This window comes from Desulfovibrio sp. JY (assembly GCA_021730285.1).
Classification (GTDB): domain Bacteria; phylum Desulfobacterota; class Desulfovibrionia; order Desulfovibrionales; family Desulfovibrionaceae; genus Solidesulfovibrio.
The window spans coordinates 4,277,767-4,302,031 of the sequence record CP082962.1 but is presented as its reverse complement, the minus strand read 5'-3'; the positions used below and the strand labels follow the sequence as shown (position 1 = coordinate 4,302,031).

Annotated in this window: 20 protein-coding genes; 8 read left to right on the top strand and 12 right to left on the bottom strand. The window is 65.3% G+C overall.

Annotated features, from left to right (window positions below; genetic code table 11):
• Positions 1 to 163: 163 nt before the first annotated feature.
• Positions 164 to 4,600: a DEAD/DEAH box helicase gene (locus tag K9F62_19260; protein UJX40801.1), complete on the top strand. Its 4,437-nt coding sequence runs from the start codon at positions 164 to 166 to the stop codon at positions 4,598 to 4,600.
• 188 nt (positions 4,601 to 4,788) lie between these two features.
• Here K9F62_19260 and K9F62_19255 read toward each other — a convergent pair whose 3' ends face one another.
• The 4 genes from K9F62_19255 to K9F62_19240 form a co-directional block, all read right to left on the bottom strand.
• Positions 4,789 to 5,187 carry a hypothetical protein gene (locus K9F62_19255; GenBank protein ID UJX40800.1) on the bottom strand — a complete coding sequence of 133 codons (399 nt, stop codon included), beginning with the start codon at positions 5,185 to 5,187 and terminating at the stop codon, positions 4,789 to 4,791.
• A 91-nt stretch (positions 5,188 to 5,278) separates the two neighbouring features.
• Positions 5,279 to 6,013: a tetratricopeptide repeat protein gene (locus K9F62_19250; GenBank protein ID UJX40799.1), complete on the bottom strand. Its 735-nt coding sequence runs from the start codon at positions 6,011 to 6,013 to the stop codon at positions 5,279 to 5,281.
• Positions 6,014 to 6,032: 19 nt separating this feature from the next.
• A complete protein-coding gene (locus K9F62_19245) occupies positions 6,033 to 7,112 on the bottom strand; it encodes a tetratricopeptide repeat protein (GenBank protein ID UJX40798.1) in 1,080 nt (359 codons plus the stop codon).
• Complete coding sequence (locus tag K9F62_19240) at positions 7,079 to 7,327, bottom strand: hypothetical protein (protein UJX40797.1); 249 nt, start codon at positions 7,325 to 7,327, stop codon at positions 7,079 to 7,081. The genes K9F62_19245 and K9F62_19240 overlap by 34 nt, the downstream gene beginning before the upstream one ends.
• A 586-nt stretch (positions 7,328 to 7,913) precedes the next feature.
• On the opposite strand from K9F62_19240, the gene K9F62_19235 reads away from it, so the two are divergent.
• From K9F62_19235 to K9F62_19225, 3 genes are all read left to right on the top strand, one after another.
• Positions 7,914 to 9,875 carry a PAS domain-containing protein gene (locus K9F62_19235; protein UJX43254.1) on the top strand — a complete coding sequence of 654 codons (1,962 nt, stop codon included), beginning with the start codon at positions 7,914 to 7,916 and terminating at the stop codon, positions 9,873 to 9,875.
• A 90-nt stretch (positions 9,876 to 9,965) separates the two neighbouring features.
• Positions 9,966 to 11,921 (top strand): molybdopterin-dependent oxidoreductase, encoded by a 1,956-nt coding sequence (locus K9F62_19230; protein ID UJX40796.1) that lies wholly within the window; start codon positions 9,966 to 9,968, stop codon positions 11,919 to 11,921.
• Positions 11,921 to 12,232, top strand: coding sequence for an antibiotic biosynthesis monooxygenase (locus tag K9F62_19225; protein UJX43253.1), 312 nt, complete (start codon positions 11,921 to 11,923; stop codon positions 12,230 to 12,232). The genes K9F62_19230 and K9F62_19225 overlap by 1 nt, the downstream gene beginning before the upstream one ends.
• A 101-nt stretch (positions 12,233 to 12,333) precedes the next feature.
• Here the strand turns inward: K9F62_19225 and K9F62_19220 are convergent, their stop codons facing one another.
• The 8 genes from K9F62_19220 to K9F62_19185 all read right to left on the bottom strand — a co-directional run bounded on the left by K9F62_19220 (position 12,334) and on the right by K9F62_19185 (position 19,394).
• Positions 12,334 to 12,645, bottom strand: coding sequence for a (2Fe-2S) ferredoxin domain-containing protein (locus K9F62_19220; protein ID UJX40795.1), 312 nt, complete (start codon positions 12,643 to 12,645; stop codon positions 12,334 to 12,336).
• Between the two features lie 36 nt (positions 12,646 to 12,681).
• The gene (gene nifK / locus K9F62_19215; protein ID UJX40794.1) at positions 12,682 to 14,067 is read right to left on the bottom strand and encodes a nitrogenase molybdenum-iron protein subunit beta; all 1,386 of its coding nucleotides are present in this window, start codon (positions 14,065 to 14,067) and stop codon (positions 12,682 to 12,684) included.
• A gap of 31 nt (positions 14,068 to 14,098) precedes the next feature.
• Complete coding sequence (nifD, locus tag K9F62_19210) at positions 14,099 to 15,724, bottom strand: nitrogenase molybdenum-iron protein alpha chain (GenBank protein UJX40793.1); 1,626 nt, start codon at positions 15,722 to 15,724, stop codon at positions 14,099 to 14,101.
• 54 nt (positions 15,725 to 15,778) lie between these two features.
• Entirely contained in the window at positions 15,779 to 16,153 is a 375-nt protein-coding gene (locus tag K9F62_19205; protein UJX40792.1) for a P-II family nitrogen regulator, read from the bottom strand.
• Positions 16,154 to 16,163: 10 nt separating this feature from the next.
• Positions 16,164 to 16,493: a P-II family nitrogen regulator gene (locus tag K9F62_19200; GenBank protein UJX40791.1), complete on the bottom strand. Its 330-nt coding sequence runs from the start codon at positions 16,491 to 16,493 to the stop codon at positions 16,164 to 16,166.
• Between the two features lie 55 nt (positions 16,494 to 16,548).
• A complete protein-coding gene (nifH, locus tag K9F62_19195; GenBank protein ID UJX40790.1) occupies positions 16,549 to 17,373 on the bottom strand; it encodes a nitrogenase iron protein in 825 nt (274 codons plus the stop codon).
• Positions 17,374 to 17,605: 232 nt separating this feature from the next.
• A complete protein-coding gene (locus K9F62_19190) occupies positions 17,606 to 19,006 on the bottom strand; it encodes a PAS domain S-box protein (protein ID UJX40789.1) in 1,401 nt (466 codons plus the stop codon).
• Positions 19,007 to 19,028: 22 nt separating this feature from the next.
• Positions 19,029 to 19,394 carry a response regulator gene (locus tag K9F62_19185; protein UJX40788.1) on the bottom strand — a complete coding sequence of 122 codons (366 nt, stop codon included), beginning with the start codon at positions 19,392 to 19,394 and terminating at the stop codon, positions 19,029 to 19,031.
• Positions 19,395 to 19,537: 143 nt separating this feature from the next.
• On the opposite strand from K9F62_19185, the gene ftsH reads away from it, so the two are divergent.
• Genes ftsH through K9F62_19165 form a run of 4 tightly spaced genes read left to right on the top strand, consistent with a single transcriptional unit; the run spans position 19,538 to position 24,246 of the window.
• Entirely contained in the window at positions 19,538 to 21,703 is a 2,166-nt protein-coding gene (gene ftsH, locus K9F62_19180) for an ATP-dependent zinc metalloprotease FtsH (protein UJX40787.1), read from the top strand.
• The gene (gene folP, locus K9F62_19175) at positions 21,687 to 22,538 is read left to right on the top strand and encodes a dihydropteroate synthase (GenBank protein UJX40786.1); all 852 of its coding nucleotides are present in this window, start codon (positions 21,687 to 21,689) and stop codon (positions 22,536 to 22,538) included. The genes ftsH and folP overlap by 17 nt, the downstream gene beginning before the upstream one ends.
• A gap of 44 nt (positions 22,539 to 22,582) precedes the next feature.
• The gene (gene cdaA, locus K9F62_19170) at positions 22,583 to 23,353 is read left to right on the top strand and encodes a diadenylate cyclase CdaA (protein ID UJX40785.1); all 771 of its coding nucleotides are present in this window, start codon (positions 22,583 to 22,585) and stop codon (positions 23,351 to 23,353) included.
• Positions 23,350 to 24,246 (top strand): hypothetical protein, encoded by an 897-nt coding sequence (locus K9F62_19165; GenBank protein UJX40784.1) that lies wholly within the window; start codon positions 23,350 to 23,352, stop codon positions 24,244 to 24,246. The genes cdaA and K9F62_19165 overlap by 4 nt, the downstream gene beginning before the upstream one ends.
• Positions 24,247 to 24,265: the final 19 nt, after the last annotated feature.

The following is a 24,265-nucleotide window of genomic DNA, read 5'->3' as shown; positions in this document are numbered from 1 at the left end:
GATTGTCGCTTTGCTGTTCCTTTTGATGGTGAAATTGTTCCCTATGTGTTCCTTTTCTGTGCGTATCTTAAGTAATACATTGAAATAAAAAGATGAAATAATTTTTGGCGCGGGCTGGAAAGCCTTTTGCCTCAGGCCCGTCCTCCGGCATATCCTGCCGGCCATGGGCATTCCGTTCGATCCCCTTGTCGCAGACTGGTTCAGGGCGCATGTCGGCGCGCCTACCGACATCCAGGAGCGCGCCTGGCCGCGCATCGCCGCCGGCGAGCATGTGCTGGCCGTGGCCCCGACCGGTTCGGGCAAGACCCTGACCGCCTTTTTGTGCGCCCTGGACAAGCTGGCCACGGGCGTCTGGCCGTCCGGCCGGGTTTCGGTGGTCTACGTTTCACCGCTCAAAGCCCTTGGCACGGATGTGCGGGCCAATCTGCTCGTGCCCCTGGCCGGGCTGCGCCGGGCCTTCGTGGCCGCCGGCCGGACCATGCCCCCCATCCGGGCCGAGGTCCGCACCGGCGATACCGCGCCCGAGGCCAGACGCCGCATGCTGCGCCAACCGCCGGAGATCCTCATCACCACGCCGGAATCGCTGAATCTGCTGCTCAGTTCCCGGGGCGGCCGGGGCATGCTCGGCGACGTGCGGCTGGTCATTCTCGACGAGATCCATGCCGTGGCCGGCAGCAAGCGCGGCGTGTTCCTGCTGGCCGCTGTGGAGCGGCTGGCCTTGCTTGCCGGCGAGTTCCAGCGCGTGGCCCTTTCGGCCACGGTTTCGCCCTTGGAGACGGTGGCGGCCATGGTCGGGGGATTTGCCCCTGCGCCCGATCTGCCCGATCCGCTTGATCCTGATGCCCCGGAGCTTGTCCCGCGTCCGGTTTCCATCGTGACCAGCCGGGCCGCAAAGCGGATGTCGCTTGGCGTGCGCCGCATTCCCTGGCCGGCCGGCGAGACCCAAGGCGGCTACGTCAAGGCCCTGGCCGACGACATCCGCGCGCGCATTCTTTCCGCCGGCACGACGCTCGTTTTCGTCAACAACCGCAGGCTGTGCGAAAAGCTGGCCCGGCTCATCAACGCCGAAGCCGACGAGCCGCTAGCCTACGCCCATCACGGCTCCCTTTCCCGGGAACTGCGCCAGGCCGTGGAAACGCGGCTCAAGGCCGGCGAGCTACGGGCCGTGGTGGCCACCAATTCCCTGGAGCTCGGCATCGACATCGGAGCCGTGGACGCGGTGCTGCTGGTCGAGTGCCCGCCCACGGTGAGTTCCGCCGTGCAGCGCATCGGCCGTTCGGGCCACCGCGTGGGCGAGGTGAGCAAGGCCGTTTTCCTGCCGACCGGCGGCAAGGACCTGCTCGAGGCGGCGGTCATGGCCAAGGCGGCCAATGCCCGTGACATCGAGCCCCTGCGCCCGGTCCTGGCTCCCCTTGACGTTTTGGCCCAGACGCTCGTGGCCATGTGCGGCATGGAAACCTGGGACGTCGGCGCGCTCTATCGGGCCGTGCGACGGATATGGGCTTATCGCGACTTGTCCCGCACCGCCTTCGACCTGACGCTTGGCATGCTGGCCGGGCGCTATGCCGCCACGCGCATTCGCGAGTTGGCCCCGCTCGTGGCCGTGGACGGCCTGGACGGGACCGTTTCCGCCCGCAAGGGGGCGCTGTTGCGGCTCTATGCCTCGGGCGGGGTCATTGCCGATCGGGGCTATTATGCCCTGCGCCGCCAGGAGAGCGGGGCCAGGCTTGGCGAACTGGACGAGGTGTTCGTCTGGGAGGCGAGGCTTGGCCAGATTTTCGCCTTTGGCGCGCAGAACTGGCGCATCGAGCGCATCACCGACGCCGACGTCTTTGTGTCGCCGGCGCCGACCGGGACCGTGCCGGCCCCGTTTTGGATTGGCGACGGCCGTTCGCGCGACCGCCATTTCTCGAAGCTCTTGGCCGATTTTCTGGAGGAGGCCGACACCCGGCTCGACGATCCCGATTTCCGCCGGGAGCTTGCAACCGAATATGCCATGGAGCCCCAGGCGGCCGGGGAACTCCTCGATTACCTGCGCGGCCAGAGAGAGACGACCGGCGTAGGCCTGCCCCATGCCCGGCATCTGGTGGTCGAGGTCACGGCCACCGGTCCCGGCGGCGCGCCCGGCAGCCAGGTGATCCTGCACGCGCCGCTTGGGCTCGCCGTCACCGCGCCGCTGTCCCTTGTGCTGGAAACGGGGCTGACCGAACGGCTGGGCGAGACGGCTCCGGTTTTTGCCGGCAACGACTGCGTGGCCGTGACCCTGCCCCGGGAGATCGATCCGCAGGCCGTGCTCGCCGCGCTGCCGGCCGGGGATGTCGCCCCCATGCTACGTTCGCGCCTCGAAGGTTCGGGCGCGTTCGGTCTGGCTTTTCGGGAAGCGGCCGGCAGGGCGCTCCTGTTGCCCAAGGACGGCTTCGGCAAGCGTCAGCCGCTTTGGATCACGCGGCTTCGGGCTCGCAAGCTGCTCGCCGCCGTGGCCCAAAGCGGCGATTTCCCCATGGTGCTCGAAGCCTGGCGCACCTGTCTTGGCGAGATATTCGACATCGAAGGTCTGGCCGGCTTCCTGACTGCCCTGCGGGTCGGGGATGTGGCCGTCAGCATCGTCCATACCCGTGTCCAGAGCCCCTTTGCCGCCGATCTCGTCTGGCGCCACGTCACCGAATACATGTACCTGACCGACGCCGGCACCGCCGCCGGTCCGACCGGAGCCCGGCCCGATCTGGTGGCCGAGGTGGCCCGGGGGCCGGTCCGGCCGGCCGTGCCCGAGGCTGTGGTGACGGCTTTCGAGACCAAACGGCAGCGACTTTTCCCGGGCTACGCCCCCACCACGCCGGCCGAACTGCTCGAATGGCTCAAGGAACGGGTGCTGGTGACGCGCGGACAGTGGCGGGACATGCTCGCCGCCGCCCACCGCGATAGTGGCGAGGAGCCGGAGGCGCTCGAAGCGGCCCTTGCCCCGAAGCTGGCTTACATCGATGTCCCTGGAGACGGGGAACCGCGTCTGGCCGCCTTGGAACGGGCCGGGGAGATCGCCCTGGCCCTCTACGGCGACGCCACCTTGGCCAAGCCTTTTTCGGAACAGGGGAAGCTGCCGCGCCGGACCGCCCTTGCCGGGGAGGAGATCGCCGCTGTACGGGAAACGCTTTTCACGGAATGGATGTCCTTTTACGGCCCCATACCCCTTGCCCGTATGGCGGAACTGCTTTCCCTCGGACCGGATATCGTGACCGGGGTGGCCGAGGATTTGACCGCCGCCGGCAAGTGGGTGTCCGGGGAACTCGTTTCCGGCCGCCAAGAATCGCGCTGGTGCGACGCGGCCAATTTCGAGACCCTGCTGCGGCTGGCCCGGGCGGCCCGGCGTCCCCGGGTGGCGGCGCTTGCGGCCAACCGACTGCCGTATTTCGCCGCCGTCTGGCAGGGCCTGGCCAAGCCGGCCCGGGATGCCGACGATCTGGCCGATCGCCTGGAACAGCTGGCCTGCCTGCCGCTTCCGGCCGCGCTGTGGGAGGCCGACGTGCTGCCGGCGCGCAGCATAAGCTACGATCCGGCCTGGCTCGACGCGGCCCTTGGCGCGACCGGCATGGGCTGGTACGGGGCCGGGGCCAAGCGGGTGCTTTTCGCCTTGCCGGACGACCTGGATTTGGCCGGATTCATGCCGCCCAAGGGGACGGAAGGGCTGTTTCCCGATCCCCGGGCCGGCTACGATTTTTCCGCCCTGCTGGAAATTACCGGTCTGCCGCCGTCGGAACTGGCCAAGGCCCTGTGGCAGGCGGCCTTTGACGGTCGGGCGTCCTGCGACTCCCTGGCTGTGTTGCGCCGGGGCGTGGCCACGGATTTCACCCCCGAGGCCGCGACCTACGAAGGAGCCATACGCGGCCGGCGTACCATCCGCCGCACCGCGCCAGCCCGGTTTGCCGCCGCGCTGCCCACGGCCGGCATGTGGCGGGCGCTACGCGTTCCGGAGCCGCCGGACGATCCGCTGGCCCGCGAGGAACTGGCCATGGACCGGGCCCGGCTTCTTTTGGCGCGCTACGGCGTGGTCTGTCGGGAGACCATCGCCAGGGAAGGCAAGGCCTTTGCCTGGCCGGGGGTATTTCGGGCACTGCGGCGCATGGAGCTTTCCGGCGAGGTCGTCTCCGGGGAATTTTTCGCCGGCCTCTCCGGGCCGCAGTTCGCGGCCTCCCGGGCCGTGCGCCTTGTTGCCGCCGGCCTCTCGGGAAGAGAGGACTGGTGGTGCTGCGGCCGTGATCCCGCCGCCTTGTGGAGCCTGCCGACGCCGCAAATCGGGGAGTTCCCGCTGCCGCGCCGGGCCGCCGGCGTGTATGTCGCCTTCCTCGGCCCGGACCCCGTCCTGACCCTCGAAACCGGCCCCGGACGGCTCACGATAAGACTCCCACCCGAAGACGCCGCGCTCCCGGCAGCCCTCGCGCCCCTGACGCACCTGCTCTCGCGCCGCGTTGCCCCCGTCCCGCGCCTCACCCTGACGAGCATCAACGAAACGCCCGCCGAAAAAAGTCCCTACGCCGCGCTACTGCGACAGCTTTTCGAAGCCGTCCAGGAACGCAAGGGAGTTACACTTTTCAGAAGTAGGAAATGAAGGAAAAGAGTGTGCGAGAGGGGGACCCTTTTTGAAAAAAGGATCCCCCTCTCGCGCTCTCCCCTCCGAAAAATTTTTATTGGTTACAGGATGTTATCGCTAAAAGTCTTTGGAAAGGGGGCCCGGGGGGAGAACCTTTCTTCAGAAAGGTTTCCCCCCGGTCTCATCTTCCCAAGCTCTTACACTTCCTACCGCGCGGCGCGGCCGGTGCCGTGGTACATCTTGGCTTCGGTCTTTTCGGGTTTCTGGGCCAGATACTGGTAGCGCTTGACGCCCACGGCCGCGAATCGGGCCAGGATGGCCGACAGGTCGGAGCCGGCGAGGTGTTCGGCCAGGGCTTCGTTTCCGGCCAGACGCGGCGAAAGGGCGTAGCCCGGCCCGGCCTCCTCGTCCGGGGTCAGCCAGATGTCCTCGTAGTGCAGCTCGAAGCCGCCTTCGGGTTCGGCCAGGACGCTATTGAGCAGATCCAGCATGCTGTAGACGAAAAACTTTTGCACGTCGGCCGTGGATTGCGCCCGGGACATGCTTTCCCGGAAGCGGGGGACCAGGGTGTTTTCCAGTTTGGTAAACGATGCGATCTTGGTCATGGCGCCTCCTGTGTTCGCGGGTCGTCACCCGTATGTAACACAGGCCCGGCGGCGGCGGTAGGTCGGCGCGACGCTTTTCACGGCCGGGTTTTCAAATATCCGGCGGGGACTTTTCGCGCGGCGGGCCGTCCCAGATGCGGTTGAGCAGCCGCCGGGCCTCGATGAGGTCGGGGTTGATGGCCAGGGCTTCGCGGGCGGCGGCTTCGGCCTCGGGCAGGCGGTTTTGCTCGTAGTGGACGCGGGCGATGTTGAGCAGCAGATGGTCGTCGTTGGGGGAGAGTTCACGCGCCCTGAAGTAGTACTTGAGGGCTTCTTCGTGGAGGCCTTTCTTGCGCAGGCTGATGCCGAATTCGTTGAAGAGGTGCTTGTGCTTGGGCTCGAAGGTTTCCTCCAACCGCACCAGCCGATCGAAGATGTAGGTGGCCTTGTCGGTCTTCTCGAGGGCCAGATAGATCAGCCCCAGTCCGAAATTGGCCCGGATGTTGTCCTCGTCGATACGCTTGATCTTGAGGTATTCCTGCTCGGCGTTGCCGTATTTGGCCGTGGACCGGTAATGGTCGCCCACGAGCAGCGGCTGGCTGAGAAGCCGGTAGCTCAGGTCCGGCTCCAGATGGTAATCCTCGAAGAGTTTGTTCCGGGATATGGTGAAGGGCTGGCCCTGGGGCTTGAAGTCCATGTCCAGGCTTTGCACCTGGAACTGCCCGGACTCCAGTTCCTTGACGAACCAGTAGGTTTCCGAAAGGGCGGCATGCTTTGTCGTGCCGAAACCGACCTTGATGGTGGTTTTGCGGGAAAAGATGCCGTTTATGCGGTTTTCTTGCTCCATGTCGCGCTGCGGGAACCGGTCAGGAGTCCATGGCCAGGCCGTCCCGTCCGGAAGGGTCCCGGGCCGCGCCGTTTGATCCGCCGAGGGAATCGTATTGCTTGGCCCGAAGCTTGGCAAGCAGGCGCTTGGCTTCCTCGAAATTCTGGCGCAGGGCGGAAGCCTGTTCCAGATGTCCCATGGCCGCGTCGTAGTCCTTGGAGAAAATGCAGGCCTTGGCGATGTTGTAGTGCAGGTTCTCGTCGTTGGGCGTCAGCGTCAGGGCCTGGGTGTAGGCATGCAGCGCGCCCACGTAGTCGCCCTTTTTGCGCAGGTCGATGCCCATGGTGTTGTAGGGATTGACCGCGTCGGGGTTGGCTTGGAGTATTTCGGCGAAAAGTTCCTTGAGTTCGTCGAGACGGTCCTGCATGGCCAGGATGGCTGCCGATTTATCCAGGCAGGCCCGAAAACCAGCCTCGTCGCCCTTGCCCTTGTAGGCGTAGGCCATGCCCTTGTAGGCTTCGGCGTACATGGAATTGAGGGCAACGGCCTTGTTGAACGCCAGGATGGCCTTGCCGAATTTCTGGCGATGCAGGTAATCCATACCCTTGTTGAAGAAGCTCGTGGCTTCGTTTTCCTCTTCCACCAATTCGGTGTATTCGCTGATGGCCTCGTCAAAGCGGCCTTGCGCGACCAGCTCGTTGGCTGCTTCGAGCTGGGCCGATTCGATGCTGTCGCCGTGCATGGAATCGAAGGCCATGCGCAGATGGCGCTCGAAGGTTTGCAGGGAATAGGGGCGAATGACGTAGCCGTTGCAACCGGCGGCGATGGCGTCGATGACGCTTTGCAACTGGCTTTCGGGTGTGACCATGACCGCCGGCAAAAGCGTGCTGCGCGCCGCCTTGCGCAGGGTCCGCAGACAGGCGCTGCCGCTCATGGTCCGGACGGACGCGTCGATGAGCAAAAGCTGCACGTCCTGCCGCCGTATTGACTCCAGCACGTCCTCCGGATCGTCGAACACCTGGATGCTTTTGACGTTGAGCTTGACCAGGCACTGCTTGTCCCGCGCCGCATGATGCTGGTTGTTGGTCAGTATGGCGACGGATATTTCGCTTTTATCCATGGTGGCTCACGGGGCAAGCTGGAAACGTTGCAACGTTTACGGGCAAGGCGGCGATCGGAGGCGGTCACCGAACGCGCCTGCACCGGATGCAAACGGAACATGGCGGCAACGCAAAAGCCTGTCAGCGCGATGTCGCACGCGCCGGAAACGGGACGGCATCCGGAAATATTGCCATGCAAGGCAGGGGATGCGGTCATGCGGTCCGGCTGCTTCAAGGGGAACGCCACACTGCGGCGCTTTCGCCTGGGAAAACAGGGCTGCCCGAAAAGCCTGCGGTTGCCTAACATGCCTCAGCCTTGAAACCAAGGGCCATGACGGGTTCATGGCTGTGGGACAGCGGCTTTTTTTGCCTGATTGCCGCGACCAGCCCTCGCCGCCGCCCTCGTCTCCGCCGTCGCCGGGGCTTCCCGAACGCGACTCCGGGGCCGTGGCCGCGTCGTTGTAATCGCGGCGGGCAAGCTGTATCTCGTTTCCAATGGCCCTCTCCAAAATGCCGCGTTCATGGGCCATGGAGCCTTGGACCGTGGAGACGAGATCGGGAATCGGGCCCGCGCGGCGTTGCAGCGGCGCGTCCATGCCGCTTTGGGCTCGGCGGCCAGGTTGCGGCCGCGCGCCGGGCCGTTGTAGAGGACGACGAGCCAGGCGCCGGCCAAATCGAGGATCGCTGCCGGAATGGCCCAGGCGGTTCTCCTCGAAACGGGGCTGGCGAGCGGGGCGGTCTTTTATCGTATACAGGAATCGCGTGGTGTTGGGCAACGGCCCAGGCCCACGGACAAGGGCGCAAGCGCCGGCGAGGTGGAAATGAGTGTGATCGGCTTATGGCGTGACGGGAAGACGGGCGGCGCTCTTGCCGCCGGTTTGGAGGCGGCGGGATATTCCGTGCGGTCGGTGACCGATGCGGCCTCCCTGCCCGGGGACTGCCAGGGGTTGGTGGCCGATCTGGCGCTCCTTGACCGGCATGGCGACACCGTGCGGAGCCTTCGCGCCGCCGATCCGGACGGGTTTCCGGTCGTGGCCGTGCTGCCGCCGGGTGCCGACGAGGCAACGGTCGTCCGGGCGCTTACCGTCGCCGACGAGGTCGTGCGTGACCCCGCCGGTCCGGCCGAGTTGGCCGCGCGGCTGCGCTTGCTTTCGGCCTTGCGCCGTTGCCGGGTCGCGTCGCGCGAGGAAAAGACCGTGCTGGCTTGGAAGGTCAAGATGCTTGGCTGCCTGGCCGACGTCCATTCCGTGATCCAGCGCTTCGACCAACCCCGGGAAGCGCTTTTCTGCGGCATCGCGGCCTTGCTCCCCCCGGCGATGACGCGCCCGCAGGCCGCCGGGGCGCGCGTTCTGGCCGACGGCCAGGCCTTTGCCTCCCCGGGATTTACGCCGGGGCCGTACAAACTGTCGTTTCCCCTGGCCCGGTCCGGGCAGCCGGACGCCACCCTGGAAGTCCATTACGCCGACGCCGCTTTTTCGCCCGAGGAGACGGCACTGGCGCGGATTGTGGCCGAACGGCTCGAACGCACCCTGATGCGCCTTCGCAGCGACGAAGCCTTGCGCCGGGAGCGGGAATATTCCGCCCTGCTCGTGGATACGCTGCCGGGCGGGGTGGTCCGGCTGGACAGGAAGGGGACCATCGTCTTTTGCAACCCGCGGGCCGAGGCTATCCTGGAGCTGACGGCGCGCGGTCCGGGCGCTTGGGCCTACGACGCGCCGGAGTTCGCCCCCGAGACCCTCCATGGGCATATTCTGCCGTTGGGCGGGCATCCCTTTGACCGGGTCCTGGCCACGGGAAAACCCGTCTACGACGTGGTGCTTTCCATCGCCCGGCCGTCGGACGGACGGCGGTTCATATCCGTCAGCGCCGCGCCCCTGACCGGGCCTGACGGGGGCCTCGAGGGAGTGGTGGCGAGCGTGGTCGACGTCACCGCCCAGAAGGACATGGAACGCCAACTGGCCCATGCGCTCAAAATGGAGTCCCTGGGGCAGCTTGCGGCCGGCATCGCCCACGAGATCAATACCCCGGTGCAGTATATCAGCGGCAATCTGGAATTTCTGGCCAAGGCCCTGAGCCGGCTCGTGGAATTGCTCGATGCGCAAAGCGCCCTGGTCCTGGCCTCCCGGGGCGGCGCGCAAGACCTGCCGGAGCGGCTCGCCGCCATGCTGGCCGACGAGGACCTGCGTTTCGTGCTCGAGGAAACGCCGGCGGCCATCCGCGAATCCCGTGAGGGCCTCGACCGGGTGGCTGCCATCGTCGGCTCCATGAAGCGTTTCGCCCACCCGGATATGGAGGGCGCACGGCCGCTCGATGTGGGCGAGGCCATCGACGACGCCCTGGCCGTTTCCCGCAGCGCCTGGAAATACGTGGCCGACGTGGAAACGGACATCGAGGAAGGCCTGCCCCTGGTGCCGTTCGTGCCTGGCGAATTCAACCAGGTGCTTTTGAACATTATCGTCAATGCGGCCCAGGCTCTCGAGGAAAAAAACACCGGTTCCGGGGACAAAGGCTCCATTCGCGTCAGCGCCGCCCGCCACGGCGACGCCGTGCGCATCGCTATCACCGATACCGGGGGCGGCATCCCGGAAACGGCGCGCCCCCGCGTGTTCGACCCCTTTTTCACCACCAAGCCGGTGGGCAAGGGCACGGGCCAGGGGCTGGCCATTGTCCACGCCATCATGGCGCGCAACAAGGCGTCTGTGGATTTCGTCAGCCGACCCGGCCAGGGCACGACCTTTTTCCTGACCCTGCCGCTGACCGGGATCGCGCCGATCAAGGCGTGACCCGATGCGGCTTGCGCCGCCGGTCTTCTCCCGGTATTGACGCCGGTTGGCGGGGTGACGGCAACGGTCACGCCCGCATCCGGAGGAGACATGAGAAACGGCGCGAGAACCTTCGTCGCCACCTGCACCCGGGATTGCCCCAGCGCCTGCGGCCTGCTGGCCCATGTGGAAGGGGACCGGGTGGTGCGTTTGACCGGCAATCCCGACCATCCTGTCAACAAAGGGACGATCTGCCGCAAGGCCCCGGCTTTTTTGCGCCGCTTTTACAGCCCCGAGCGCGTGCTGACGCCGCTTCGCCGGCGGGGTGACAATTTTGTCCCGGTCAGCTGGGACGAGGCCCTGGACGAGATGGCCGACCGGCTGAAGGCCTGCGTGGCCACCTATGGCCCGGAGTCCATCCTCTACTATATGGGTTTTGGCGAGCGCACGGCGCTCAAGATCGTGAACGCCCGCTTCTTCGCCCACCTCGGCGGCGTGACCACCCTGGCCGGCACCTTGTGCGGCGGCACGGGCTACGCCGCCCAAAGCCTCGATTACGGGCCGCGCGTTTCCCACGATCCCCTGGATATTTTAAACGCCCGCACCATCGTCCTTTGGGGCCGTAATCCCGTGGCCACCCAGCCCGGGATCATGGCCCATCTGCGCGAGGCCAAAAAGCGTGGCGCGCGCATCATCCTCATCGACCCGCGCCCGTGCGAATCGGTTTCCCTGGCCCACGAACACATCGCGCCCCGGCCCGGCCGCGACGCCTTTCTGGCCCTGGCCGTGGCCAGGCGCATCGTGGGAAACGGCCGGGAGGATCGGGAATTCCTTGCCCGCCATTGCGATCATCTGGACGCCTATCTGGCGCTCTTGCACCGCTATTCCCTGGAGCAGTTGTGCCGGGCCTGCGACGTGGACGAACGCGTCGTCGACGAGCTGGCCGAGGCCTACGTGGCCGGTCGGCCCACGGCCACGCTTTTGGGCTGGGGCCTGCACCGCTTCACGCTCGGCCACGAGATGGTGCGGGCTGTCGATGCGCTGGGGGCCGTTTCCGGCAACATCGGCATCCCCGGCGGCGGGGTGTCCCAGGGCTTCGAGGAGTGGGGGCCGTACGACCAGGCCATGTGGGGGGAGGGGCTCCATCCGCCGCGCCGCAAGCTCCTTATGCCGCAGATCGGCCGGGAGATTCTGGCGGCCAAGGACCCGCCCATCGAAATGGCGGTCATAAGCGCCGCCAATCCGGTGTGCATGGCTCCCAATTCCAACCTGGTGGCCAGGGCGCTCGACGCCGTGCCCTTTGTCGTGAACATGAATCTTTTTCTCGACGACACGGCCGACCATTGCGACCTGTTTCTGCCCTGCGCCGCTTTTTTCGAGCAACGCGACATCGTGGCCAGCTTCGGCCACAACCATGTGGGGCCGCTGGTGCCGGCCGCGCCGCCGCCCGGGCAGTGCCGGTCACAGTTCGATATCTTCATGGACTTGGCCAGGCGCTTTCCCTTTGCCGACGAGTTCGTCAAAACCGACGAACAGTGGCTGCGGCTGATCCTGCGGCCGCTGCTCGCCCAGGGTGTGGCCTGGGACGATTTGTGGAAAGGACCGGTGCGTATTCCGGACGCCCCCATGGTGCCCTGGGCGGACGGGAAATTCGCGACTCCGAGCGGCCGGTTCCAGCTTCTGACGGACGTTACGGGCTGTGACGACTGCCGGGAGGCCACGCGCTATCCGTACCGGCTGCTCACCCCGGGCATGGCGAAGCATCTGTGTTCCGAGCGGGTGCCGGGCGACCATGGCGGCCCGATTGTGCTGGCCATGGCCACCTCGGAGGCGACGCGGTGCGGCATTGCCGACGGCGGACCGGCCAGACTGGTCGGGGAGCTCGGGGAGCTTCCCGTGACCGTGCGCCACGATCCGGCCCTGCGCCCGGACGTGGTTTTCTGTGAACGGGGCGGCTGGATCAAGGCCGGGCAGGGGATCAACACGATCATCCCGGATATGGTCAGCGCCGTGGGGCAGGGAACACCCTATTACGAAGCGGTCGTTGACGTGGAGAGGTTGCCGTGATGGTTGCCAGGGAATGGAAATGTCTGTGTCCGCCGGTCCATAGGGACGGTTTTTTGGCCCATCTGGCCGCCACGGGCGTGGCCGAAACATCGGTGACGCCGGGGTATCGGGGGCACCAGATTCTCACGCGCAAGGTCGACGGCCTGGTCGAGGTGACGTTCGTCAGCTACTGGGAGTCCCTGGCCGCCATAGAAGCTTTCGCCGGTGCGGATATCGGCCGGGCGGTGCTCTATCCCGGCGACGACGCCTACGAAATCGTGCCCGAGACGGTGGTGCGGCACTTTGAGGTTGTGGCCGCGACGCTTGTATGAGGCGAAGTCGCGCAAAATGAAGCCGCCCCGCTGGTCCGTGACAGCAGGGCGGCTTTTTCTATGGGAAGTCCAATCCAAGCGGTTGGCAAACCGGCTTTCGGTTAGGGGAGCAAGTGTTCCTCGCAGGCCTCGCCATTTTCCAGGGCGTCCAGGATCTCGTCCACTTTGTCTTCGCTGTCGATGCCCCGGTACCACCAGTTTTCGGGCATCACCACCACGATGGGGCCTTCTTCGCACTGCTTCATGCAGCCGGTGCTGACGATTCGGGCGTCGATGCCCCGGTCGAGGACACCCTCTTCAAAGTATCCCATCAGGTTGTGCGAGCCTTTTTTGTGGCAGATGCCCTTGGCTTCACCCTTGACGCGAAAGCTCGCGCAGACATTGATGAGGTATTGCGGCTTTTCAATGGCCATGCGTCTCGTCTCCTCTCCCTTGAAGTTGCGGTTCCGTTACATCTGCAGTTCGAAGCGGGTCTCGGGGGCGTCGCGGTCCTGGCGATCCATGATGGCGGCCAGGATCTTTTCCAGAAGGCGCATGCCGCCGGAGTAGCCGAAGGTCGGGAAGTACTGGTGTCCCACCCGGTCGAGGATCGGGAAGCCGTGGCGCAAAAGCGGGATGTCCTCGTCGCGGGCGATGTACTTGAGGTAGGTGTTGCCGATGAGCAGGTCGACCGGATCGTTCTTGATCCACTGGTGCAGCAGGTACATGTCGGCCTGGGGGCCGCACTTGTACTTGCAGTCGTAGGGAACGTCCTTGGTCAGCTCGGCCATGCGGTCCTCGAAGTACTTGCCGGCCGTGCCGGACACGACGTAGGCCGGAATCATGCCCAGCGTGACGATCAGCTCGACCAGGGGCAGCAGTTGATCCGGATCGCCGGCCAGGGCCACCTTCTTGCCGTAGAGGTACTGGTCGTAGTCGGAGATGATGTCCACGAGCTGGCCGCGTTCGAAGGTGATGGCGTCGGGAACCGCCTTGCCGGTCAGCTTGTGCAGGGTCTCGATGAAGCGGTCCGTGGCCTGGAGGCCGATGGGCATGCCGAGGATGGTGCCCGGCACCTTGAAATCGGCGTCGAGGTAATTGACGGCGTCGGTGGTGGCCCAGCGGCCGAGGCCGATGGTGGCCATGGAGTCGCCCATGGTGGCGATCTCTTCCTTGGTGGCGCCGCCCTTGGGGAACATCTCGTACTTGCCGGTCATCGGGCCGTTGACCACGCCGTTGGTGTCCGGGACCATGATGATCTCGATGCCCATCATCCCGCACAGGCGACGGAGTTCGGCCATGTCCGACGGCTCGCAGAAGCCGGGGATGATGTTGAGTTTCCCGTTGGGGGTCCCGGTCTTGGCGACGAAGCCCTTGAGGATGCCCTTGACCATGTTGGAGTAGCCCGTGATGTGGGTGCCGACATAGCTCGGGGTGCTGGCGTAGATGAGGACCTTGCCCTCGGGCACCTTGCCGTCGTCCTTGGCCTTCTGGGAGATCTGGCGCAGGTCGTCGCCGATGGTCTCGGACAGGCAGGTGGTGTGGACCGCGATGATCTCGGGGTCGTACAGGGTGAAGATGTTGTCGATGGCCGTGATCAGGTTCGACTGGCCGCCGAAGACCGAGGAGCCTTCGGTGAACGACGAGGTGCCGGCGACGATGGGCTCCTTGTAATGGCGCGTCAGGGTGGAGCGGTGGTAGGCGCAGCAGCCCTGGGAGCCGTGGCTGTGGGGGAAGCAGTTGTGCACCCCGAGCGCGGCGTACATGGCGCCGATGGGCTGACAGGTCTTGGCCGGGTTGACGGTGAGCGCCTTGCGTTCCTTGATCTCGCCGGTGGTGTGTCTGAGGAGAGCCATAAATACGTTCCTTCTCTAGCGAAAAGCTTGTTTATTCCGCCACGTAACTGGCTTCGAGTTCAGGCCCTTCGGACTGCCAGGGCGCTTTGGTCAGCGACCAGATCTTGGAATTCACCATGCGGTCGATGTCCCGGTACCAGTTGATGGCCCCGACAAACCCGGCATAGGGGCCGCCGATGTCGTAGTTGTGCAGCTGCTTCATGGGCATGCCCATCTTCTGGATGATGTACTTTTCCTTGATGCCGGCGCAGAAGATGTCGGGCTTCATGATCTCGATGAGCTTTTCGGTCTCGTACTGGCTGATGTCGTCGATGATCAGCGAGTTCTTGTCCATCTGGCCGATCATGCCGTCGTAGTCCTTGACCTCGACGCCCTTGGCCTTGAGCGCCTCGAGCTGCTCGGGCGTCTTGCGGGGCTTGTAGCGGGTGGCGTCCTGCTCGACTTCCAGTTCCTCGATATTGCGCGAGTCGGCGTCGACCTTGATCTTGGGCAGCACGTGGCGACCTTCGTAGTCGTCGCGGTGGGCGAACTCGTAGCCGGCGCACAGGACCTTCATGCCCAGTTCCCCGAACAGCTCCTGGTAGTGGTGCGCCCGGGAACCGCCGACGAACATCATGGCCGTCTTGCCTTCCGTGCGGGGGCGGATGTCCTTGATCGCCGCCTCGATCGCCGGCATCTCCTCGGCGATGACCTGCTCGACCCGATCCAAGAGCTCCTGATCCTCGAAGTAGGTGGCGATGCGGCGCAACGACTTGGCCGTGGCATGGGCGCCGATGAAGTTCACCTTGATCCAGGGAATCCCGAACTTGGTTTCCATCATCTCGGCCACGTAGTTGAGGGAGCGGTGGCACATGACGGTGTTGAGGTCGGCGAAGTGGGCCTTGCGGAAGGATTCCACCGTGGAGTTGCCGGAGAAGGTGGCGATCAGGGTGATGCCGCACTTTTCCAGGATGCGCTCGATCTCGAAAGCGTCGCCGCCGATGTTGTACTCGCCAAGAATGTTGATCTTGTACTTGCCCTCCACCGGCGTGTCGTCCGTGCCGATGATGTGCTTCATGATCTGGTTGTTGGCGATGTGGTGGCCGGCGGACTGGGACACGCCGCGGTAGCCCTCGCAGGAGTTGGCGAACACGGTGATGCCGAGCTTTTCCTGCATCTGCCTGGCCACGGAGTGGATGTCGTCGCCGATGAGTCCCACCGGGCAGGTGGAGAAGACGGAAATCGCCTTGGGATGGAAGTTGTCGTAGGCTTCCTGGATGGCCGCGGACAGCTTCTTCATGCCGCCGAACACGATGTCATGCTCGGTCAAGTCCGTGGAGAAGCAGTAGGGGATGAAGTTGTCCCCGTCGGGGCCGGCGTCGGTCTCGTTGCGGCGGGTCAGCCAGGAGTAGAAGCCGCAGCCGATGGGGCCGTGGGTCAGGTTGACGATGTCGCGGGAGGGGCCCAGCACGACGCCCTTGCAGCCGGCATAGGTGCAGCCGCGCTGGGTGATGATGCCCGGAACTGTGCGGACGTTGGCCTGGATTTCGGGAATCGCCTCGCCGCTGCCACCCGCGCCCGGAACAATGGACTTGGCCCGCTTGCGCGCGACCTTGGTGGGCATCTTGGCGATCAATTCCTTCTTGATCTCTTCGACGTTTATGGGCTTGCTGCTCATTTGGATGCTTCCTCGTTAGCTCGGTATTGGTCCGGGGACGTCCGCAGGGGCCGCCTAGACGATGGCCGCGTCTCCGTCCTCGCCGGTACGGACCCGGATGGAATCGGAGACGGGCATCACGAAAATCTTGCCGTCGCCGGCCTGTCCGGTCTTGTTGACGGAGATGATGGCGTCCACGACCTTTTTGACCTCGGCGTCGGGAACGATGACGGACAGGATGCGTTTGGGGTACAGCCGGCCCTTGGTGCCGAGGAGCGCGATGGCTTCCTCGTTGCCGGCGGCGGCGCCTTCGAGCACCGCCTGGTTGACCAGGCCCTTGCCTCGGCCGTAGCCCTCGCGGGCCACGAAAGCCGGGATTCCGGAATCGGCCAGGGACTTCTTGGTCTGGTTCATCTTGTTCATGCGGATAACCGCCATGATCTCCTTCATGACGCCCTCCTTAGGATTCCTTCACACCGGACGAAATGGTGTACATTTCCTCAACGGGGCTCACGAAGATTTTACCGTCGCCAAAGGCTCCCTTGGCGCCGGTGCGGGCGCTTTCCATGATGGTCTTGACCATGAATTCCTTGTCCTTGTCGTCCACGACGCAGATCAGCATCACTTTGGGGATCTCGTCGTACTGGATCTCGCCGATCTTGATGCCGCGCTGTTTGCCGCGTCCGGCCACGTTGAACTTGGTCACGGCCGGGAAACCGGCGTCCATCAGGGCTGCCAGGACTTCATCGCATTTCTCGGGACGAACGATGGCTCTCACCATGGTCTGCATGACTGTGCTCCTTACGTGCGTGTGGGTGTAGTGTTCACTGGATGCGGCGCGGTGACTAGTTGGCGATGCCGAAGTCGATGAGCAGCTTTTCCAGCTCGTTGATGGAAATGGGGTTGGGGATGACGAACATTTCGTTGGTGTCGATCTTCTTGGCCAGGGTCCGGTACTCGTCGGCCTGGGGATGCTCGGGCGAAAAGTCGATGACGGTCTTGCGGTTGATCTCGGCGCGCTGCACCTGGTTTTCACGGGGCATGAAGTGGATCATCTGGGTGCCCAGGCGCTTGCAGAACTCCTCGATCATCTCTCTTTCCTGGTCGACCTTACGGCTGTTGCAGATGATGCCGCCCAGGCGCACGCCGCCGGTGTCGGCGTACTTCACGATGCCCTTGCAGATGTTGTTGGCCGCGTACATGGCCATCATCTCGCCGGAGCAGACGATGTAGATTTCCTCGGCCTTGCCGTCGCGGATCGGCATGGCGAAGCCGCCGCACACGACGTCACCGAGGACGTCGTAGAAGGCGTAGTCGAGGTGCTTGTCTTCCTCGTAGGCGCCGAGCTGTTCAAGGAGGTTGATGGAGGTGATGATGCCGCGGCCGGCGCAGCCGACGCCGGGCTCGGGGCCGCCGGACTCGGTGCACATGATGCCGCCGAAGCCTTCCTTGAGGATATCGTCGAGATCGACGTCCTCGCCTTCCTCACGCAGGGTGTCGAGGACGGTCTTCTGGGCCAGGCCGTGCAGCAGGAGCCGGGTGGAGTCGGCCTTGGGGTCGCAGCCGACCACCATGACCTTTTTGCCCATTTCCGCCAGACCGGCGACCGTGTTCTGCGTGGTGGTGGACTTGCCTATGCCGCCCTTGCCGTAAATAGCGATCTTGCGCATTTTGTAAAGCCTCCTGCTCCAGAGTGTGATGGAGGCCTTTAAGGCAAGAGTCATGCCAGCCAGGGAAAGTCGTGATACTTTTGAGATAACTTATTAATTTTAATAAGTTTATTGAAATACGGCAGGTGGGCGAAAACCGCGGGGAGAGTGTCGGAGACAAAAATGTCGCAAGAAATGCGACAAAAATGTTGTGGTATTGGAGGGCCCGACAGGATTGCAGGCCGGGCGAGGGTCAGTACCGGACCACGCCGTCGCGGATCACGGCCCGGGCGGCGTCCACGGCCTCCGGGTCGAAGGCCGTGCCCCGGTGCCGGGCCAGTTCCGCAAGCGCCGCGTCCACGCCGAGGGCCGGCCGGTAGGGACGGTTGGAGGCCATGGCGTCCAGCACGTCGGCCACGGCCAGGATGCGCGCCTCGATGCCGATGGCCGCGCCCGAAAGCCCCCGCGGGTAGCCCGAACCGTCCAGGCGCTCGTGGTGGGCCAGGACGATCTCCGCCACAGGCCAGGGAAAATCGATGTCCTTGAGGATCTCGTACCCGGTCTGGGCATGTTGCTTCATGAATTCCCATTCCAGGCCGACCAGCCGGCCCGGCTTGCTGAGGTAGCGCAACGGCACGTTGATCTTGCCGATGTCGTGCAGTTGTCCGGCCACCTGGATGCCGGCGGTCATGTCCTCGGGCAGGCCCAGGGTCCGGGCTATGGCCGAGGACAGGCGGGCCACGTTGTCCTGGTGGCTGGCGGTGTAGGAATCGCGGAAGCGTACGGTCGTGGCCAGGGATTTGACGGTTTGGTGAAAAAGCGCCCGGGTGTGCGCCAGGTTCTGGCGCAGTTGCTCCTGGGACTGGCGGCGTTCCGTCACGTCTTCCATGGAGCCCTCGAACAGCACGATGCCACCGTCGACGTCGCGTACGGCCCTGGCATGAATCGAGGCGAAGATGCGCGCCCCGTCGGCCCGGAGAAGCTCCACCTCGTATCCCCGCACCATGCCCGCGGCGTCGAGGGCGGTCTCCAGCTGGCGCCATTCCGCCGGGGATGCGAAAACGTGCGCGGCGGCGTTGGACATGGCGGTCAGGTCTTCGGGGGCCGGATAGGCGAGCATGCGGGTCAAGGCGATGTTGACCGTGACGAAGCGGCCGCCCGGGGTCATCTGGAAAAGCCCTTCCACGGCGTTTTCGAAAATGCCCCGGTATTTCTCCTCGATCTCGGTCAGCGCCCAGCGCGAGCTTTTCTCGGCCGTGATGTCGCGGAGGTAGCCGAAGTAGAAGGTCTCGCCGGCCGGGGACACGATCCGCCGGGCCGATTCCTCGACCCAGATGACGAATCCGTCCCGGCCGAGCGCCTGGAGCTGCCGGCCGGTCAGGTGTCCGTCGCGGGCCAGGGTGGAAAGCACCGCGGCGCGGGTGTCCGGGTCCAGGTAGTACTGGTCCGGGGTCGCGGCCATGGCCTCCAGGAACTGCGCCGGACCGTCGAAGCCGAACAGCACGGCCATGGCCATGTTGGCGTCGAGCAGGGCGCCGTCCGTGCCGCGCAGGTACACCGCCAGCGGGGCGTCGTGGAAGAGCAGGGCGCCGCTGTCCATGCCGGCGGCGTCGAGGTCGGGCACGGAGCATTTTGCCTGCGGGGTGTCTGCCATGTTCGTTGTGTCCGGGCGGGGCTCAGCACAGGAAGCGGCGCACCAGGGCCAGCAGCACTTCCGGAGCGAAGGGTTTGACGATCCAGCCCGTGGCTCCGGCCGAAACGGCCTGTCGCCGCATGTCTGTCTGGGATTCGGTGCTCAGGACCAGGATCGGGGTGAAGCGGGTGTCCTCGCGCTGCCGCAACCGGGCGATGAGTTCCAGGCCGCCCATTCCCGGCATGTTGATATCGGTAATGACGAGATCGACGCCGTCGGCGGTTTTCTCCAAGGCGTCGGCCCCGTCCACGGCTTCGGCAATGTCGTAGCCGGCCTGGCGCAGGGTCCTGGAGACGAGTCCGCGCACGCTTTTTGCGTCGTCCACCGTCAAAATACGTTTAGAAGGCATCGCCGCTCCTTGCCGGACGCGTCCTGGACGCTTATTATGCAATACAATATGAAGCTACGAAGGCCTTGGCAAGCCTTGCCCGGGCATTTCCGACTCTTGGCCGGCGGCGAAGGAAAACCGGTTTTGCCGCGTGGACAGCCCGGATGCGGCTGTGCTATGGCCATCACCTTTACAACTCGCGGGCCCCACCCTTCCTTGCCCGACTCCTGGAGGACTCCAGTTTGAACAGCTTTGCGAAAAATCTCATGCTTTGGGCGGCCATTTCACTGGTCATGGTCGTCCTGTTCAACTTGTTCAACCAACCGCAGCCCCAAAGCGCCAAGCTTTCCTATTCCGATTTCATTCAGAAAGTGAACGCCGGGGACGTGGTTTCCGTCAAGATCCAGGGATCGAAAATCTCGGGCGTCACCACCGGCGGCGGCAAGTTTCTGACCTACTCGCCCGAGGATCCCACCCTCGTTTCCACGCTGATGCAAAAAAAAGTCGAGGTCATGGCCGAACCCGACGAGGAGTCGCCCTGGTACATGACTCTGCTCGTCTCCTGGTTCCCCATGATCCTACTTTTAGGCGTATGGATCTTTTTCATGCGCCAGATGCAGAACGGCGGCGGCCGGGCCATGAATTTCGGCCGCTCCCGGGCGCGCATGATCACCCAGGAGTCGACGCGGGTGACCTTCGATGACGTGGCCGGCGTGGACGAGGCCAAGGAGGAGCTGACCGAAGTGGTGCAGTTCCTCTCGGACCCGAAGAAATTCACCCGCCTTGGCGGGCGCATTCCCAAGGGCGTGCTCCTGGTCGGCTCGCCGGGCACGGGCAAGACCCTGCTCGCCAGGGCCGTGGCCGGCGAGGCCGGAGTGCCCTTTTTCTCCATCTCCGGTTCCGACTTCGTGGAGATGTTCGTGGGCGTGGGCGCGGCCCGGGTGCGCGACCTCTTTTTGCAGGGCAAGAAAAGCGCGCCGTGCCTCATCTTCATCGACGAGATCGACGCCGTGGGCCGCCAGCGCGGCGCGGGACTCGGCGGCGGCCATGACGAGCGCGAGCAGACCCTGAACCAGTTGCTCGTCGAAATGGACGGCTTCGAATCCAACGAGGGCGTCATCCTCATTGCCGCCACCAACCGCCCGGACGTCCTGGACCCGGCGCTGCTGCGCCCCGGTCGTTTCGACCGGCAGGTGGTGGTGCCCACCCCCGATGTGCGCGGCCGCCGGCGCATCCTGGAAGTCCATTCGCGGCGTTCGCCGCTGTCCCCGGACGTCAACCTCGATGTGCTGGCCCGGGGCACGCCCGGCTTTTCCGGCGCGGACCTGGAAAACCTGGTCAACGAGGCGGCGCTGCAGGCGGCCAAGGTCAACAAGAACCAGGTGGACATGGCCGATTTCGAGCAGGCCAAGGACAAGGTGCTCATGGGCAAGGAGCGCCGCAGCCTCATCCTCAGCGATGAGGAAAAGCGCACCACCGCCTACCACGAGGCCGGCCACGCCCTTGTCGCCAGGAAGCTTCCGGGCACCGACCCCGTGCACAAGGTGTCCATCATTCCGCGCGGCATGGCCCTTGGCATCACCATGCAGCTGCCGACCGACGACAGGCACAACTATTCCCGGGATTTCCTGCAAAACAATCTGGCCGTGCTCATGGGCGGCCGGGTGGCCGAGGAGCTTGTCCTCGACCAGATGACCACCGGGGCCGGCAACGATATCGAACGGGCCACCGCCATGGCCCGCAAGATGGTCTGCTCCTGGGGCATGAGCGAAGTGCTCGGGCCGCTTTCCTACGGCGAGCACGACAACGAGATCTTCCTCGGCAAGGACCTCGTGCACCACAAGAACTTCAGCGAAGAGACCTCGCGCCAGATCGACGCCGAGGTGCGCAAGATCGTGGAATCGGCCTACCGCCGGGCCCGCGCCATCCTGGAGAGCGAGCGCGACTCCCTTGAGGCCGTGGCCAAGGCCCTGCTCGAGCGCGAGACCATCACCGGCGATGACATCGACCGCCTCATGCGGGGCGAGACCCTCCCCCCGCCCGAGACCCCGGCCGGGACGGCGGGCCCGGCGGCCGGGGGCAACGCCTCTCCCGGGCAGGAAGCCGCGCCAGACAGCGCCACTGGGACGCAGGCCGCCGCCGCTTCGGCGCAGGACGCGCCCGCCCAGGCGGATCCGGCGGCTCCCCAGGCAACCGCTCCTGAGGCTGCCGCGCCCGAGGCGACCATCGCCGCACCCCACGCCGGCGGCGAGGAATTCACCCTGGAGCCCGACGAATCCGCGCATCCGGAAAAAAAGCCGGGCGACGAAGGCCATGGAAACGAACGCTAACACGCTTTGGCGGCTGGGTCGGGGGCTTGTCCTCGACTGCGCGGCCAACCGCATCGCCGGCATCATAAACGTTACCCCGGACTCCTTTTCCGACGGCGGCCGCCACGAGACTGCGGCCGCCGCCGTGGCCCACGGCCTGGCCCTGGCCGCCGAGGGCGCGGACATCCTCGACGTCGGCGGGGAATCCACCCGGCCAGGCGCTGCCCAGGTGCCACTGGAAGAGGAAATCCGCCGGGTGGTGCCCGTGGTTTCCGGAATTCTGCGCGAGCTTCCCGGCGCGCTGGTGTCCGTGGACACCTTCAAGGCCGGCTGCGCCGCCGCCGCCATCGAGGCCGGGGCGGTCATCGTCAACGACATCTCGGCCTGCGCCTTTGACCCGGAACTCACGGACGTGCTGGTCGTAGGTAAGCCCGGCTATGTGCTCATGCACTGCCAGGGCCGGCCCCGAAGCATGCAGGACGATCCGCGCTACGACGACGTGGTCGAGGATATCCTGGCCTTTTTCGAGGCGCATCTTTCCCGGCTCGTGCGGGCCGGCCTGCCCGAGGACCATGTCGTCCTCGATCCGGGCATCGGCTTTGGCAAGCGCCTGGAGCACAACCTGGCCCTCCTGCGCGGTCTGGACCGCTTCGCCGTTCTGGGGCGTCCGATCTATATGGGCCTGTCCAACAAGGCCTTCTTCGGGGCGTTTCTCGGCCTGCCGGTGGAGAACCGCGGGCCGGCCACGGCCGTGGCTTCCGCCCTGTGCGCCGCCCGTGGCGCGCGTATCCATCGCGTTCATGATGTGGCCGGGGTCGCCCAGGCCCTGCGTCTGGCCGCCGCCATGGCCGCCTGACGCGACCTCCCCCGGCAATCACCCTCCAGCCGCGGACTGTGGCCATGTCCCTCGCCTTTCTCGAAAATCTGCACCTGTCCTGGACCGAGGTCCTGGATATCGGGCTCGTCACCTACATCTTCTACCGTGGGCTCATCCTCATTCACGGCACCAGGGCCGTGTCCGTGCTCCACGGTTTCCTGCTCATCTGCATTCTCTATTACCTGTCCGGGGAGTTCGGGCTCAACACCCTGCATTGGCTCCTCACCAACTTCCTGGGCTCGATCTTCCTGGTCATCATCATTTTGTTTCAGGCCGACATCCGCAAGGCGCTCTCGAGCGTCGGGGCCTGGGGCTTTTTCCGTCCCCGACGGCGCGAGGCCATGACCGAGGCGGCCCTCGACGCCTGCGTCCTGGCCGTTTTCCAGATGGCCCGCACCAAGACCGGGGCGCTGATCGTCTTCGAGCGCCGGGTGCCCCTTGGCGACTGGATCGAGCGCGGGGTGGAGGTCTACGCCCGCATGAGCCGGGAACTGCTCGGCACCATCTTTTTCCCGGATACGCCCCTGCACGACGGTGCGGTCATCGTCCAGGGCGAGACCATCGCCGCCGCCGGCTGCATCCTGCCGCTCATTGCCGGCGTGCCGCTTGACGCCTCGCTCGGCACGCGGCACCGGGCGGCCCTTGGCATCACCGAGGAGACCGACTCCCTGGCCGTGGTCGTGTCCGAGGAGCGCGGGGTGGTGTCCGTGGCCGAGGGCGGCAGGCTCATTTCCCCGGTGGATGAACGCACGCTCAAAAACATGTTGTGGAATCTTTTTACCAAACGCGTATGAAACCGAACTGGCAATACCTGCTTTTGGCCTTCGCCATGGCCGTTTTCTGCTGGTACCTCGTCACCGGCCGGGAGAAGGTCGATACCTGGATGGCCATGCGGGTGGAGATGACCGGCGCGCCCGAGGGGCTTTACATCAAAAGCGGCATGGTCGGCTCGGTGGACGTGTTGGTGCGCGGCCCGCGGGGCGTGGCCCGCCGCATCGAGGACAGCCAGCTCGTCTACAACCTGAACCTCGGCAGGATCGCCCCCGGCAAGAATCTCATCGTCTTCGACGCCAAGAACATCCCGCTGCCCAAGGTCTACGAGGTGGTGGAGATCAGGCCGTCGCGCCTGGAGCTCGAGGTGGAAAAGCGGACGGTCAAAAAGGTGCCGGTCAAAGTGGTGCTGCGTTCGCCCGTGCCCGAGGGCTACTCCATGACCGGGGTCAGGGTGACGCCGGACAGCGTGCGCCTGACCGGCCCGTCCTCGAAGCTCGACGGCATGACCCAGGTGCGCACCCAGCCGGTGACCGTGCCGAGCCCGCCGCCGGGTCGGTTCGAGGAGCGGGTGGCCCTGGACGTCCCCGATGACGTGGACGCGTCGCCCGTGGCCGTGGACGTGTCCATGGGCTTCGTCGGCAGGGAGTCGGAGGTGACGTTGCGGGCGCCGCTGACCCTCGTGCCGCCCAAGGGGCGCGAGATCACGGCCAGTCCGGCCGCGGTGACGCTGCGCATCAAGGGGCCGGCGGCGCTTTTGTCCGACAAGGCCTTTGCCGGCCTGGTCGAGGCTTCGCTGGAGTTGAAGCCGGGAATCGAACCGGGTAAATATGTTGCCTCGTACCGGGTCAAGATGCCTCAGGGGTGTGAACTGATCGAAGCCAAGCCCGAAAAGGTGACGCTGACCGTGAAATAAAGGTCGGAGGCATCCGGCC

Bases quoted from the DNA above. Each gene is read 5' to 3' on its own strand.
- K9F62_19225 (UJX43253.1), top strand. From the start codon at position 11,921: ATGGTTGCCAGGGAATGGAAATGTCTGTGTCCGCCGGTCCATAGGGAC.
- ftsH (UJX40787.1), top strand. From the start codon at position 19,538: ATGCGGCTGTGCTATGGCCATCACCTTTACAACTCGCGGGCCCCACCC.
- K9F62_19230 (UJX40796.1), top strand. From the start codon at position 9,966: ATGAGAAACGGCGCGAGAACCTTCGTCGCCACCTGCACCCGGGATTGC.
- K9F62_19190 (UJX40789.1), bottom strand. From the start codon at position 19,006: ATGGCAGACACCCCGCAGGCAAAATGCTCCGTGCCCGACCTCGACGCC.
- K9F62_19200 (UJX40791.1), bottom strand. From the start codon at position 16,493: ATGCAGACCATGGTGAGAGCCATCGTTCGTCCCGAGAAATGCGATGAA.
- nifD (UJX40793.1), bottom strand. From the start codon at position 15,724: ATGAGCAGCAAGCCCATAAACGTCGAAGAGATCAAGAAGGAATTGATC.
- K9F62_19255 (UJX40800.1), bottom strand. From the start codon at position 5,187: ATGACCAAGATCGCATCGTTTACCAAACTGGAAAACACCCTGGTCCCC.
- nifH (UJX40790.1), bottom strand. From the start codon at position 17,373: ATGCGCAAGATCGCTATTTACGGCAAGGGCGGCATAGGCAAGTCCACC.
- K9F62_19235 (UJX43254.1), top strand. From the start codon at position 7,914: ATGAGTGTGATCGGCTTATGGCGTGACGGGAAGACGGGCGGCGCTCTT.
- K9F62_19205 (UJX40792.1), bottom strand. From the start codon at position 16,153: ATGAAGGAGATCATGGCGGTTATCCGCATGAACAAGATGAACCAGACC.
- nifK (UJX40794.1), bottom strand. From the start codon at position 14,067: ATGGCTCTCCTCAGACACACCACCGGCGAGATCAAGGAACGCAAGGCG.
- K9F62_19220 (UJX40795.1), bottom strand. From the start codon at position 12,645: ATGGCCATTGAAAAGCCGCAATACCTCATCAATGTCTGCGCGAGCTTT.
- K9F62_19245 (UJX40798.1), bottom strand. From the start codon at position 7,112: ATGGATAAAAGCGAAATATCCGTCGCCATACTGACCAACAACCAGCAT.
- K9F62_19250 (UJX40799.1), bottom strand. From the start codon at position 6,013: ATGGAGCAAGAAAACCGCATAAACGGCATCTTTTCCCGCAAAACCACC.
- K9F62_19185 (UJX40788.1), bottom strand. From the start codon at position 19,394: ATGCCTTCTAAACGTATTTTGACGGTGGACGACGCAAAAAGCGTGCGC.
- folP (UJX40786.1), top strand. From the start codon at position 21,687: ATGGAAACGAACGCTAACACGCTTTGGCGGCTGGGTCGGGGGCTTGTC.
- cdaA (UJX40785.1), top strand. From the start codon at position 22,583: ATGTCCCTCGCCTTTCTCGAAAATCTGCACCTGTCCTGGACCGAGGTC.
- K9F62_19260 (UJX40801.1), top strand. From the start codon at position 164: ATGGGCATTCCGTTCGATCCCCTTGTCGCAGACTGGTTCAGGGCGCAT.
- K9F62_19165 (UJX40784.1), top strand. From the start codon at position 23,350: ATGAAACCGAACTGGCAATACCTGCTTTTGGCCTTCGCCATGGCCGTT.